Genomic DNA, 13,876 nt, shown 5'->3' with positions numbered 1-13,876 from the left:
AGTACTCAGACAAGCGTTGCCGAGATGATCTTCACTTCGGTCTTTGGACGGTCGTTTGGACCGGTCTTCGTCTTGCCGATGGCATTGACGACCTGCATCCCGTCAACGACCTGCCCAAAGACAGGGTGCTTTGAGTCGAGGTAGGTGTTGTCTACCAGGTTGATGAAGAACTGGCTGCCCCCTGTATTCGGTCCGGCGTTTGCCATTGCAATCGTTCCACGGAGATTCTTTCTCTTTGGCGAGAACTCGTCTTTGATGGTGTATCCGGGCCCGCCAGTCCCTGTGCCTTTTGGATCGCCGCCCTGAATCATGAATCCGGCAATAACCCTGTGAAAGATGATCCCATCATAAAAACCCTTCTTCACAAGGCTCGTAAAGTTCCCGGCAGTAATCGGCATATCATCAAAGAGCTCGATGGTGATATCGCCCATCGTCGTCTTCAGCAGAACCTTCTGTCCGCTCTGTACATCAGTCATGCATAGTGGATATGCGATAAGAGTCGATAATGCTTCTCAAAAGCACCCATATGCTTTTGATGGCAGAGGACAAGTGGAGCCAGTATGGTGCGTTCGATCTGGATAGTCGCCGCCTTCATCCTCTTTGCCTCTGCAACACACCTCTGTGTCAGTGTGGAAGGAGAGGAACCGTTACCTGCACAGATCACCTCCATGGCAGATGGCGAGGCGATCATGCTCCCTCCCCCGGATCTTACAGGATCGAACACCCTTGAAAAGGCACTTGCAGAGCGGAGATCGGTGAGAACCTATGCTGATGAGCCACTGGATATGAACGATCTCTCGCAGCTCCTCTGGGGAACACAAGGGGTGACCGATCCGAGAGGATTCAGGACAGCCCCCTCTGCAGGAGCACAGTACCCGCTTGAGGTGACGGTAGCCGTCGGCAGGGTTGAGGGGCTCTCACCCGGTTCATACCGGTATATCCCGGCAACCCACCAGATCAGGAAGATACATGATGGAGACCAGAGGGAACGCCTCTCAGCAGCAGCCTTCAGCCAGCAGATGCCTGCAGATGCCCCTGTCACATTCGTCATCTCAGGCATATACGAGCGGACACGCACACGGTATGGCGAACGGGCAGAGCAGTATACCTGGATGGAGGCGGGGCATGCATCCCAGAACTGCTACCTGATAGCCACTGCACGGGGGCTTGGCACCGTTGCTATCGGCGCTTTTGATGATAAAGCGGTTGTTGAGATCATTGGACTCCCGGACGATGAGATCCCCCTCTATCTCATGCCGGTTGGGAAGAGGCTATGATCAGGGCTCTCCTCCTCTCACTCATCCTCCTCGCCGGGATCTGTGGGATCGCAGCAGCACTTGAAGAGGACAGCCTTGGGGAGTTCTTCACCACGCATATAGCAGAAGATCTCAGGGATCCGGACATAAACGGCGCGGTCATTACAATCGTCGATGACGGTGAAATCGTCGCTCTCCTCGGGTATGGAACCGCTGATGCTGACGGGAGCTATCTACTCGATCCTGAGGATACAATCCTTCCGATCGGTTCAGTGACAAAGCTCTTCACCTGGGAGGCGGCACTCTCGCTGGCAGAACAGGGATTGCTCGATTTCGATTCGGATCTCAATAGTTTCCTTCCAGAGCCGGTCATCCCGGACACCTATACCGAACCAATAACGCTCACTCACCTGATGACCCATACATCCGGCCTGGATGAAGTGGCAGTTGGTATCTTCACACAGAATCCTGAGGAGATACTCCCCGCATTTGAGACTTATACAAAAACGCAGCCGGAACGGATTCGTGAACCAGGCAGGATCGCCTCATACTCCAATATAGGAGCTCTCCTTACCGGAGCGGTGATCGAGGAGGTGAGCGGCACATCCTACAAGGAGTATATCGAGCAGGAGATCCTCACACCTCTCGGGATGGCTTCGACTGCGGCACGGGAACCCCTCCCGGATCATCTTGCATCCAGATCCCCAGAGATGATCCTGACAGAAGGCATCCCCGCCTACTCACGCTATTCCCCGGCAGGCGGCATGCATACGACTGCACATGATATGGGGCTCTATATGATCCATGTGCTGGAAGCAGGAGAAGACGCCTACCCCCGGATATTCTCCCATGACAACCGGCTTTCAGGGATCGTTCAGGGCGGATATTTTGAGCGGTACCATGGAAAGAAACGTATTCTCTGGCATACAGGGGATGTTCCCGGAACGTCCACCCTTCTCGCCCTCATACCCGAAGAGAATCTCGGGATTTATATCTGCTATACAGGAACGGGCGGATCAGCCGAGCGGTTTATACTCCTTCATACCTTCCTTGATACATACCTGCAGACAGAGAGAGAAGAACAATTCACATACCAAACAGAATCAACAAAGGACTATGCGGGAACCTACATATCATCGCGTGCCCCTCTTGCAGGATTTGAGAAGATACTGCTTGTAATCGGACGCGATCAGCTATCGATTTGGGTGCGTTTGGAAGGAGAGATGATTGTAATCAATGATGCTGAATATGCAGAGGTGGAGCCGGGCTTTTGTATTGGGCTGAATAATCCGGACAGGCTTGTTTTCTCTGAAAGGGAGGGAGAAGACTGGCTCTTCCTGGACAGCCTGCCATCAATCGGATGGAAGCGGGCAGGATGGAGAGAGAACCCGCAGATCCAGTATGCATTTCTCCTCTTCTTTGCCGGAGTCTTCCTCTCCGGGGCAGTCATCGGGGGCAAACGGGCATTTGAAACGACCAATTCATTTCAGAAGAAGGGATACCTCCTAATCACCCTTGTTTCTGGAACGGCGATCCTCTTCATGCTCCTCTTCTTTGGAACCATCAGGATCTTCGGCATCCTTTTCGGCCTCCCGCATTGGTTTATTGTGATACGGTGCATACCGGCTCTTACTGCGATCCTGGCGGCATACCTGATCCTGCATACCATCCAGAACAAGCAGAAGAGAAAGATTGAGGAGGTTTTCATCGGAGCCATTGCAATCTTATTCCTGCTCTGGCTCAATTCCTGGAACCTGCTGCTCCCGGTTTAGGAGCGGATCAGCCGCCGGCCCTTATCGGTGAGAAGATACCGGGCAGGCAATTCCTGAGAACTGCAGATGCACCCGCTGCAGCAGGCGCAGAGAGGGGGGGTGTCTACGGGAGTGCATGCCGCACCACCGGCGATATAGCCCATATGCTCCATCATCCTGAGCCGTTCACGGAGCTGATCAGGAGAGAGACCAAGTTCGGCAGCAAGCATGGGGACTGCAACCCCACCCACTGCAAGTTTCAAAAGAATGTCCTTGAACATTCAATCCCTCAGGAGTCCGGCAGAGAATTCCTTTCCCCATGCAATGAAGCCGAAGAGGGCAATGACAGCAAGATAGAGCTGTGGTACAATCGCCTCCCTTATCATTTCCAGGGTGATCTCCTCACCTTCAAAGATGGCGAGTGTGGCAAACTCTGCACCCACAGAAAGGAACCAGATCATACCGAAGACAAGGGCAAGTCCGATCCCGACATGCAGGTATGCAACCCCCTCATGGATCTTCTTCGATAGCTCGAAAAACCCGGAGATCAGGGTGAGCCCGATGACCACAAGGACAAAGCCCATAGCCGGATCGCCTGAGATCCCGAAGAGCTCAAAGAGTTTAATATCCGGCACCACCAGCGCTATGAGCGCAGCCACACCCACAATGAGATACAGGAGCCCGAGGAAACCTGCAAACAACTGCTTATGATATTCTGACATCGCTTATGCACCTCCGAGGAAGTAGCTGGCGAGATGGAAGGTGGCAAACGCCAGTATCCATGCCACGACCAGCCCATACAGAACCGAGAAACCGGCCCAGCGCCATGATCCCGTCTCTTTTTTGATTACACCGAGGGTTGCCACACAGGGCATATACAGGAGGACAAAGACCATCACCGCAAGGGCTCCTGCCATTGAGAGGGCGGGATCTGCTAGCAGCGCATCCGAGAGGGCAGCTGATCCCTCGTCTGCCCCATAGAGGACACCGAGTGAGCTGACGACGATCTCTTTTGCAACAAACCCAAAGATCAATGCAACCGCAATCTTCCAGTCAAGGCCAAGCGGTGAAACGAGAGGCTCAAGCAGATGCCCGATCATCCCTGCAAAGCTCTCTTCACTCCCATACTCAACACCAGCCGGGTATGAGGCGAGGAACCAGACGATCAAAGAGCCGATAAGGATGATTCCACCGGCCTTCTTCAGGTACATCGATCCCTTCTCCCACATATTCAGCATCGCGTTCTTTATGGTCGGGATCCGGTATGGCGGCATCTCCATGATGAATGGTGATGATTCGCCCGGCAGAATGGTGCACCTGAAGAGCTTTGCCGAGAGGATCGCAACAACAATACCAAGGGCATAGAGACCGAAGATCACGTTTCCTGCATCCCTTCCGAAGAAGACCCCCGCAAAGAGGATATACACCGGAAGCCGGGCACCACAGGATATGAATGGATTGACCAGGATGGTAATGAGCCGGTCACGATCATCCTCAATCGTCCGGGTCGACATGATCGCAGGGACATTGCAGCCAAAACCCATCAGCATCGGGATGAATGACTTGCCTGGAAGCCCTATCACGTACATCAGCCGATCCATAATGAACGCGGCACGGGCAAGATACCCACTCCCTTCAAGGATTGAGAGGATCAGGAAGAGGATGAAGATATTCGGGACGAAGACGAACACACCGCCGACCCCGCCGATCACACCATCTCCAAGGAGAGAGGCAAGCCATTCATTTCCAATTGAGCCTGCAACCACTTCACCGAGCCAGCCGAAGACATACTCGATTCCTGCCATAAACGGCTCGGCAACCGCGAAGGTGAGCTGGAATGCCCCCCACATGAGGGCGAGGAAGATCGGTATGCCAAGGTACTTGTTGGTGACGACACGATCGATCATATCCGATCCGGTCATCTTCCTGACACACATTGTGCATGCCTGCGGGAGGATTGCGCCTATTGCCTCGTACCGCTTATCAGCGAGAAGCGCTTCATATTCATCGAGATCGATCTGCTGAAGTCTTGCCTGCACGGCACCTGCAACACTGCTTTTCTCGATCAGTGCCAGGACAGCAGAATCTCCTTCGATTGCCCGTACGGCAAGCCAGCGGAGCGGGTATCCACCTGCAAGAGCCGGATCATCGTCGAGTATCCGGACGAGATCCGAGATAAGCGCCTCTGCCTCATCTCCATAGCCGATGGTATGAGTATGCTTCTCACCTTTTGCGGCAACTGCGATGATCGTTTCAAGAAGCCTATCAAGCCCCCTGCCGCTCGTCCCAACCGTCCTGACAACCGGCATTGCAAGGAGTTCCGAGAGCCGCTTCTCATCGATGGTATCGCCCCGCCCCTCGGCCACGTCAACCATATTCAGGGCGACGATGACCGGTCTGCCGAGTTCTGCCAGCTGCATCGTCAGGTAGAGGTTACGCTCAAGGTTTGAGGCATCCACAACCTGGACAACGACATCCGGATTATCCTCGATGATGAAGTTCCGGGCAATCACTTCATCTGCCGAATATGCGGTCAGGCTGTAGGTGCCGGGGAGATCGGTCACTTCAATTGAAGTGTCTGCATATTCACATCTCCCCGTCTTCTTCTCGACAGTGACGCCGGGCCAGTTCCCGACATGCTGGCGGGAGCCGGTTATGGTATTGAAGACAGTCGTCTTCCCGACATTCGGGTTGCCGGTTAAAGCAACCGAGATCGTCTTCTTCATCGGGCTGCCACCTCCGGTGCGATTATGACTTTCATCGCCATCCCGCGGGAGAGGGCATACCGGCAGCCGCAGACAGAGACGATGATCGATCCACGATCCCGTGTGACAACCGTAACAGTCGCCTCAGGGATAAGACCAAGTGCATAGAGGCGGCGGCGAAGCCCCTCACCTGCATGGACGCCCGTAATCTTCCCGGTAGTCCCGGCGGAAAGGAGAGAGAGCGGACAGGATGCCATTCTCACTCTACCTCCATCACGACTTCGATACAGGCGGCATCTCCTTTCCTGATGGAGAGGTTGTAGCCTTTGACCCGGAACTCTACCGGATCGCCGAGTGGGGCAACCCGGATCGACTCGATGATGGCACCCGGAATAATGCCCATCTCAAGGAGGCGCTTTCTGAGATGCCCCTTCGCTTTGACACCCACAATCCGTGCCTTATCTCCGGATATGACTGTGTCAAGGGTAACTGGTGAGTGATCTGGTGAACTCATTACCTGCTTGTTCTGTTGTTTGGTAGGGATAACCCCAAGTCGAAGAAGATTCGAAAAGAGAGGAGAATATAGAAAAGTATTCGGTTTTTATTGGAAAACCGAAGATTTTGATTGCGAACTACAGGCGGTTTGCCAGCACAGGAAGCGCCGCCCCGATCTGAGGATCATGGATGCGTTCTCCTTCTATACCAAGAGCCTCCCAGATGACCGCCTCCACCACAAGGTAGACACGGCAGTCTGTCCTGAGGCAGCCGCAGACGGCATCGCGGCCACGCCCGGCAGCTGCGTGGAGATGGAGGGAGGGGCCATCCTCGCCCGGATAGATGGTGGCGGTGCCGAGGCACTCCCAGCCGCCTTTAATATGCTCCTTGTGCGGTACCGGGGGGATCACCGCCTCTTCCGGACCTGTCACAAGACCGGCAGAATGGAGCGCTCCAAGAAATGAGATGACCCCGTGGCGTATCTGTATCTTCTGTATAAATGAACGGACCGATTCGATCAGATCCTCACCATCATCAAACCGGAGGAAGAAGACCCGGCCGACTGTGCCTTCCGAATACTGCATATACAATAGTGTGGATCTGATCGTGGTTATGGTTTGGGATTTCTGGATCAATAGAGGTAAGAACCTCCGGGTCAGTACCTCATCATAATGAATACCGGTCATGAGATCCACCCGCTCAGTGCAACCGAGATCGCGGTTCGTATCGGTGAGATTGAGGTGAATACCGGAGATCTATCTCCCTTCCAGAAGGTGCTCCTTGGAACAGACGGATCAGTCACCCACCTCCTCTCACTTGCAACCGAGTCAAAGGTGGGTGTAAAGACACGGCTTCAGGAGGTGCTCACAGCAGATCGCGAGACAGCGCACCTGCTTGCCATCTGCGAGGGTGACCAGGTGAACCACCGGATCGTCGATCTCGGCCAGGGGGAGGAGGGGCAGCCGCTGATCTATGCCATCTCCTACACCCCGATCAACCGGCTTGCTCCAGAGATGAGATTGGATATGATGAAGGCCGATATTCCGATAGGAATTATCCTCAAAAATCACAAAATCGAGTCCCGCCGTGAGATCCTGTCGATTGATTCATATCCGGCAGATGAGCATCTCGCCAGGATCTTCGGCATTCTTCCGGGTGAGCCGCTCTTTGCCCGGCGGTATCGGATCATCCACAAAGACGAGCCCCTCATGGTAATCACCGAGATCTTTCCATCCGGCACATTCTCAGATACAAAGCGGGTCATCGTGGATACCCCGTCCCGCCTTCACATCGGCTTGATCGACCTGAACGGGAGCATCGGCCGCGTTGACGGTGGAGTCGGAATCACCCTTGACCGGCCGCATCTTCTCATCGAAGCACGTGCTGCCGGCCGTATTTCGGTGCATGGAGGGGATGAGGAGAGCAGGCGGCGTGCGGCAGATGCAGCAGCTTCAGTGATCGAACACTTCGGGCTCACCGGGGGTGTCACAATCATCCTTCATACCCTCCTCCCCCGCCACTCGGGGCTTGGGAGCGGGACGCAGATTGCACTTGCAGCAGCAAAGGCGGTGGCAGAACTCTTCGGAAGAGAGGCGACAGCACTGGAGCTTGCCCGGATAACCGGCCGAGGAGGGACATCCGGGATTGGAACGGCTGCCTTTGACGCAGGGGGGATCATTATCGATGGGGGCCACCTTTTCGGCCCCGATCAGGAGAAAACGGGTTTTAAGCCTTCATCTGCCTCACGTGGAGTGGCACCGGCACCGGTTATTTTCCGCCATTCCTTCCCCGAAGACTGGGGGATTCTGCTGGTCACACCGGATACGATGCCTGGCGCCTCAGAGAAGGCAGAGGTGGATATATTCTCGGAATACTGCCCGGTGCCTCTTGCCGAGGTGCAGGAGATCTGCCATCTCGTGATGATGCAGATGCTCCCCTCTGTTGTCGAAGGGGATATCAGGCGGTTCGGGACGGCAGTGAACCGGATACAGGAGATCGGCTTCAAGAGGGTGGAGGCATCACTCCAGCCGGAGAAACTCCGGAACCTCCCCGCCCTGCTCTGTGAGGCAGGGGCATACGGGGCGGGCCTCTCCTCATTCGGGCCGACTGTCTTTGCAATCATCGACAGGGGCGATACACAGGTTGCAGAGGCAGCACGGCGTGCGCTTCTTGGGATCGGCGGTACGGTGGAAGAGGTCACCGCGAGAAACAGGGGAGCGATTGTAAGGATGGGGTGAGACATTCCGTGATCTCAGACGCGGAACAGCCATAGGGCAGGTATAATAATGAGGGGAAGAGGAGGGATTCTCAGATGAGAGATGAGGAACGGGTTTTGTATAACCGGCTGATGACGGTGATGGGAGCTGCTGGCATATCCTGGTGGGAGATTGACTGCCGGAGCGGCTCGATCAGTTTTTCTGATCAGAGTCTCTCAATGCTCGGATACCAGCCTGAAGACTTTGCAGGGTATACCGATTTTGAGAGGATTATTCACCCTGATGATCTTGGACTGGTAAGAGAGGCAACCGAAGATCTCCTCACCGGCACAATTGATCGGCATCAGATCGAATACCGGATCCGGCTCTCTGATGGAACATACATCTGGATTTCAGATACTGCAAGTGTAGCAGAGTATGATGAGGAAGGAAAGCCTCTCATATGCGTTGGGCTTGTTGCAGATATCACCGAGCGCAAACAGATCAAGGAAGCGCTACGCGAGAGTGAGAGGAAATACCGGGTCCTTATGGAGAATATTCCTGATGTGATCTATTCACTGGACAGAGATGGAACCATACTCTTTCTGAATGAGGCTCCGGGGACCATAGAGGATTATATACCGGCGATTGCTGTTGGAAAACCATTCCTCGATCTCATTTACCCATCAGACCGTGAACTGGTAGTAAATGACTTTTTAAAAGCTATCGAAGAGGGGCGGGAGTATACAAAAGGGCTTGAATTCCGATGCTTTGGCAAAAATGATATCATCACATGGAAGGAACTCCATTCCCATGCCCGCTATGATGAGGAGGGAAATCTCGTTCAGGAGGATGGTGTTCTCCGTGATATCACTGACAGGAAGCATGCAGAGGAAGCACTCAGGATTGCAAATCATAAACTGAAGATCCTGACCGGAATCACCCGGCATGACATACTCAATCAGGTGATGGTACTGCAGGGATATCTCGAATTTGCAGAGGAGATCTGTGTGGATGAAGTTCAGGCACGATACCTTGACGAAGTAAAGAAGGCAGCAACGGCTATACAGCGGGACAGTGAATTCACCCGTGCATATGAGATGATCGGGGTCGATAAGCCTCTCTGGCTCTCCCTGACTGATCTGGCACAGTCTGTTGAAGGATCCGGTCGATCCGGTATTCCTCTTACCAATGAGTGCGGGAACATTGAGATCTACGCTGATCCGATGCTTGAGAAGGTCTTTGCCAACCTGATGGATAACACAATCCGGCATGGTGAAAAGGCAACCGGTGTTCATCTTACATGCGAGACCTCAGATGGCGGGCTCGTCGTTGCCTGGGAGGATGACGGATCCGGCGTTCCTGATGATCTGAAGAAGAAGATCTTTTCGAAAGGTTTTGGAAAGAATACCGGTTTTGGGCTCTTTCTCGCCAATGAGATCCTCTCAATCACCGGCATCACCATCCACGAGAACGGAGTGTACGGTGAAGGGGCACGTTTTGAGATACATGTGCCGGAGGGAGGATGGCGGAACCCCGAGGATATGAAATGTTGAATATGTGTGTTTATTGGATTGACTCCTGAAGCCGATGAGACGATGAAGGCACGCCGGTGGATACAGAAGACCCTGCCAGACCAGCCTTTTGGAGCGAGAGGCTGATGGAGGCACCCCGCCCATCCCCATCGGAAGAATTGGATTCAACCCATAGCTCACCGCCATAGGCTGCAACCAGATCACGGACGATACACAGCCCGCGGCCACTGAGATTCTGTGGTGGAGGAATGATGACATCCACGGGAATACCGGGCCCTGTATCAGTGACAGTGAGGATGATCCGATCCTCACGTCCTTCAACCCTGATACTGATGGCAACATCGTCACCGCCAAATTTAACGCTGTTATGCAGAAGATTCCAGATCACCTCACCGAGAAGATCATCTGCCAGCACCTCTTCATCACATCCCCCATACTCGATCCTGATTCCCGGGAAATGGGAGATCTCGTTTCGTATCACTTCATCAAGAGGGATGACTGCTTGGTGCCTGTCTATTGTGATCTGACTGCCGTTTCTTCGCGCATCTCCCACCATCCTGATGATCTCACCTGCCTTGACAACAGCCTGCTTCATCTTCCCTGAAACAGTACGAAGATCCTCTTCAAGACGTACATCGAGGAGATCCATATACCCACGTGCCGTATGTACGGCATTTCCAAGATCATGAAGAATGATATCAAAATGCAGGGTATATTCTCGCTCAGCTTCAGCACACCCGCACCTTCCCTCGCTGCATGGACAGGATGCCGGGATCGCATCAAGAGCAGGAATACTTTCATGGAGTTCTGCAAAGACACCCCGTACATCACCATCCGGGCCACGATAGACTGTGCCATAGAATATGACAGGGAGAGCCCCCCCATCTGGCGAACGGATGAAGAGAGAGTGTTTTCTTTCGGCACCTGATCGTATCGTCTTTTGATATATCAATTCTGCAGATTCAGGATCGGTGAAGAGGGAGGAGAATGATCGCCCTATCAATGCATCGCGTGTCATGCCGGTTAATGCCTCTGTTGCGGCATTCAGATCCTGTATCCCGCCGTCAGAACCGATTGTTACAAGTGGATCGATATGTGCTTCGATCAGGGTACGCCGGTATTCACCAGCAGAGATGAGTTCCATTTCTGCCATCTTGCTCTTTGTTATATCACGCACTGACTCAATGGAGCCAATAACAGTTCCCTTTTCATCATACAGGAGCGAGGCTTTTGCCCTGAGGAAAATTGGCTTTCCATTGGGCAGTATTCCTTCCGTCTCTGCTATAATCATCCCATGCTCCTTCCTGAGAAGAGAATATGTGCGCAAAATCTCTTCGTCAGGATGGAGAATATAATCAACGAGGGTCTTTCTGGATTCCCGGAAGAAAGGGATAGCGTAGGGATGCCCGCTCCTCCCGATCACCTGGCCTGCGGTTATTCCGGCCATCCTCTCCATCATCCGGTTCCAGGCAATTACCCTTCCCATGCAATCAATTGCATAGGTGGCATCCGGGAGATGATGGAAGATGTCGCAAATAAGCTGCCTGGATTGGCGGAGATGAATATCTGATCGGTATTTCAAAACAGCCTGCCGGATTGCATTCTCCAGTTCTGCAAACTGCGAGCTGATATCACCGCCTTTCTGGATGTAGAAATCCGCCCCATTATTGAGAGCCTCAATAACAACCTCCTGCCGCCCCCTCCCGGTGAAGATGATAAATGGCAGGTTATTTGAGGAGCTTCTCAATTCAAAGAGGAATTCGATGCCATTCATTCCAGGCATCTGGTAATCAGAGATGATTCCGTCAAAATCCTCTGTCTCAACCAGCCTGAGAGCCTCTGCTGCCGAGGAGCAGCTGGTGACCATCATATCCCCGCTTCGGTTCAGATAGATCTCTGTCAATTCAAGGAAGAGCGGTTCATCATCGACATGAAGCAGATGCATTTTTCTTCCGTTATTTTGAACAAGCCTCTCCTCATAGGATTCATGAGAATGGATTGTAACACAACCTGATGATTTCACGCAGAGATCTCTGATATTTGGTAGATATAGTGGCAGTACGAAGAATATTCTGTTTTATTGAAAAGACCGAAGACCCATACACGCCACTTCAGATACAGCATCATCCTTCATACAAGAGAGAACACAAATCTCCGGGATTCGACTATCGAAAATCTCCCGGGATATCGGATTTTTTTTGCAATCTGGATAAGCGTTCTTTCAATACATTTAACCAAAAAGCCGAACCTGTTGTAGTATATGATCATCATCGGCCACCGGGGTGCCCGAGCCACCCGGCCTGAGAACACCATCGCCGCACTCCGGGAAGGGAGCAGGTGGTCTGACTATGTCGAGATAGATGTCCGGATCAGCCGGGATGGTGTTCCGGTTGTGATCCACGATCCAACCCTTGACCGGACAACAGATGGAACTGGCTTTGTCAGGGATTATACCCTCGCTGAGCTGAAAGCACTGGATGCCGGGGAGGGCGAGCGAATCCCGACACTCGCAGAGGTGCTCGCCCTTGACATTGGTGAATGCGGCCTTGTGATCGAGCTGAAGGAGGGAGGATATGAGGAGCAGGTTGCCACTCTTGTAGAAGAGGCAGGGCTTTCGAAGGTTCTGATCGTCTCCTTTGATGCAGACTGCCTCCGCCGGATCGCACTCCAGCTCCCTGATGCCGGGATCGGGTATATCTTCCGCTCTCCCGGTGCTGATCCGGTCCGGGTGGCGGCATCAATCCCAGCATCATATATCCTTCTGCGGTTTATAGACATGACAGAGGAGCTGAGAGATCTCAGCCAGAGAGCAGACCTCAATGTCATTGTATGGACCCTCAATTCGGACAAAGCATATGCAGAAGCCTCTAAAATCGGAGTTGAGGGAGTAGTAACAGATGATCCTTCTTCAGCATGGTCATTCTTCTGCTCTTTGAGGAATGTGAGAGATGCAGAAAAGGATCCATTTGATTCATAGCAACGTTGCGGGCAGGAAAACAGATATCCGGTGTGAGGCAATAGAGATCCTATGCGAAATGCAATCCTGCCGGCAGCGGTAATTCTTCTTATGCTGCTTGCAGCATCCGGATGTATGAGCCAGGGAGAATCTACGGATAATAGTGAGGTTCCAACACTCCAGACGATTACAGCAGAGGAGGCGATCATCCTGATTGAATTAGATCCCACCCTTACAATCATCGATCTCAGAAGATCTGATGAGTATGCTGCCGCACATATCCCCGGCGCAGTGAATATCGATATCTCCTCATCATTTGCTGATAATGTGGAGACTTTAGATCGAAATGGATCATACCTCCTCTACTGTACAGCAGGCGGAAAGAGCAGCTCTGCACTCAGGATAATGGGAGAGCAGGGTTTTATGAGAGTTTATAATCTCGGAGGAGGAATCTCCGCCTGGGAGAGGGCAGGGGGAGCCATCGCCAGATGAAGGGGAGATCATGTTCTTCTGAGCAGATCTGAGAAGATAGTCAGATACCGTGAAGCGGTCAATCCTATGTTAACCGGATCAAGGCTTGCCGCCTCTTTCATTGATTTCTCTGCTTCCTGTATCTCTCCAAGAGTATGAAGGGCGATACTTCGATAGAACCAGGTATTTGCATTCTCCGGATTATATTCGAGGGCATTTTCAAAGGATTCAAGCGCTTCAACATATTTTTTACAGTCCATCAGTGCCCGCCCATGAAAATGCCAGGCATACCCACTCTCTGGATCGATTGAGAGATTTTGCTCAAGAAGAGGAAGAGCCTCAGCCGGCCGTCCCAATTCCACCAGTGCTGCTGCCATAATATTCTGCCCAAACTATGCTCTCACTTAGGGAATAAATCAAGTTTCAGCTTCTTCTCAAGCTCCCGGACCTTCTTTGGCACCTCAGTGATCTGGTCAAACCCTTCATAGGAGATCCGCATCACCTTTGAAAAG

The 13,876-nt window shown here is 52.8% G+C and carries 15 protein-coding genes; 6 read left to right on the top strand and 9 right to left on the bottom strand.

Annotated features, from left to right (window positions below; all coding sequences use genetic code 11):
• Positions 1-5: 5 nt before the first annotated feature.
• Entirely contained in the window at positions 6-476 is a 471-nt protein-coding gene (locus FTO68_RS06145; RefSeq protein WP_255332506.1) for a peptidylprolyl isomerase, read from the bottom strand.
• Positions 477-560: 84 nt separating this feature from the next.
• Here FTO68_RS06145 and FTO68_RS06140 point away from each other — a divergent pair, with 84 nt between their 5' ends.
• A complete protein-coding gene (locus FTO68_RS06140) occupies positions 561-1,277 on the top strand; it encodes a SagB/ThcOx family dehydrogenase (protein ID WP_255332505.1) in 717 nt (238 codons plus the stop codon).
• Positions 1,274-3,028: a serine hydrolase domain-containing protein gene (locus FTO68_RS06135; RefSeq protein ID WP_255332504.1), complete on the top strand. Its 1,755-nt coding sequence runs from the start codon at positions 1,274-1,276 to the stop codon at positions 3,026-3,028. The genes FTO68_RS06140 and FTO68_RS06135 overlap by 4 nt, the downstream gene beginning before the upstream one ends.
• Here FTO68_RS06135 and FTO68_RS06130 read toward each other — a convergent pair.
• From FTO68_RS06130 to FTO68_RS06105, 6 genes are all read right to left on the bottom strand, one after another.
• Positions 3,025-3,288 carry a hypothetical protein gene (locus FTO68_RS06130; RefSeq protein WP_255332503.1) on the bottom strand — a complete coding sequence of 88 codons (264 nt, stop codon included), beginning with the start codon at positions 3,286-3,288 and terminating at the stop codon, positions 3,025-3,027. The genes FTO68_RS06135 and FTO68_RS06130 overlap by 4 nt on opposite strands.
• Positions 3,289-3,729 carry a hypothetical protein gene (locus FTO68_RS06125; RefSeq protein ID WP_255332502.1) on the bottom strand — a complete coding sequence of 147 codons (441 nt, stop codon included), beginning with the start codon at positions 3,727-3,729 and terminating at the stop codon, positions 3,289-3,291.
• Between the two features lie 3 nt (positions 3,730-3,732).
• Positions 3,733-5,733, bottom strand: a complete 2,001-nt coding sequence (gene feoB, locus FTO68_RS06120) for a ferrous iron transport protein B (protein WP_255332501.1) — start codon at positions 5,731-5,733, stop codon at positions 3,733-3,735.
• Positions 5,730-5,969, bottom strand: coding sequence for a FeoA family protein (locus tag FTO68_RS06115; protein ID WP_255332500.1), 240 nt, complete (start codon positions 5,967-5,969; stop codon positions 5,730-5,732). Before FTO68_RS06115 ends, feoB begins: the two co-directional genes overlap by 4 nt.
• 2 nt (positions 5,970-5,971) lie before the next feature.
• Entirely contained in the window at positions 5,972-6,226 is a 255-nt protein-coding gene (locus tag FTO68_RS06110) for a FeoA family protein (protein ID WP_255332499.1), read from the bottom strand.
• A gap of 118 nt (positions 6,227-6,344) precedes the next feature.
• Complete coding sequence (locus FTO68_RS06105; protein WP_255332498.1) at positions 6,345-6,791, bottom strand: PPC domain-containing DNA-binding protein; 447 nt, start codon at positions 6,789-6,791, stop codon at positions 6,345-6,347.
• Positions 6,792-6,878: 87 nt separating this feature from the next.
• Between FTO68_RS06105 and FTO68_RS06100 the strand changes: the two genes are divergently transcribed.
• The gene (locus FTO68_RS06100; protein ID WP_255332497.1) at positions 6,879-8,444 is read left to right on the top strand and encodes a beta-ribofuranosylaminobenzene 5'-phosphate synthase; all 1,566 of its coding nucleotides are present in this window, start codon (positions 6,879-6,881) and stop codon (positions 8,442-8,444) included.
• A gap of 74 nt (positions 8,445-8,518) precedes the next feature.
• A complete protein-coding gene (locus FTO68_RS06095) occupies positions 8,519-9,958 on the top strand; it encodes a PAS domain-containing protein (protein ID WP_255332496.1) in 1,440 nt (479 codons plus the stop codon).
• A 10-nt stretch (positions 9,959-9,968) separates the two neighbouring features.
• Here the strand turns inward: FTO68_RS06095 and FTO68_RS06090 are convergent, their stop codons facing one another.
• Complete coding sequence (locus FTO68_RS06090; RefSeq protein ID WP_255332495.1) at positions 9,969-11,960, bottom strand: hybrid sensor histidine kinase/response regulator; 1,992 nt, start codon at positions 11,958-11,960, stop codon at positions 9,969-9,971.
• 237 nt (positions 11,961-12,197) lie between these two features.
• Between FTO68_RS06090 and FTO68_RS06085 the strand changes: the two genes are divergently transcribed.
• Positions 12,198-12,914, top strand: coding sequence for a glycerophosphodiester phosphodiesterase (locus FTO68_RS06085; protein ID WP_255332494.1), 717 nt, complete (start codon positions 12,198-12,200; stop codon positions 12,912-12,914).
• A 51-nt stretch (positions 12,915-12,965) separates the two neighbouring features.
• Complete coding sequence (locus FTO68_RS06080; RefSeq protein WP_255332493.1) at positions 12,966-13,385, top strand: rhodanese-like domain-containing protein; 420 nt, start codon at positions 12,966-12,968, stop codon at positions 13,383-13,385.
• 8 nt (positions 13,386-13,393) lie between these two features.
• On the opposite strand, the gene FTO68_RS06075 is transcribed toward FTO68_RS06080, so the two are convergent.
• On the bottom strand, positions 13,394-13,741 hold the full coding sequence (locus FTO68_RS06075; protein ID WP_255332492.1) for a tetratricopeptide repeat protein: 348 nt from the start codon (positions 13,739-13,741) through the stop codon (positions 13,394-13,396).
• Positions 13,742-13,876: the final 135 nt, after the last annotated feature.

The organism is Methanocalculus taiwanensis, from assembly GCF_024372745.1.
In the GTDB taxonomy this organism is placed as follows: domain Archaea; phylum Halobacteriota; class Methanomicrobia; order Methanomicrobiales; family Methanocorpusculaceae; genus Methanocalculus; species Methanocalculus taiwanensis.
The sequence above is the reverse complement of the archived record's forward strand: the minus strand, read 5'-3'. Positions and strand labels throughout refer to the sequence as shown.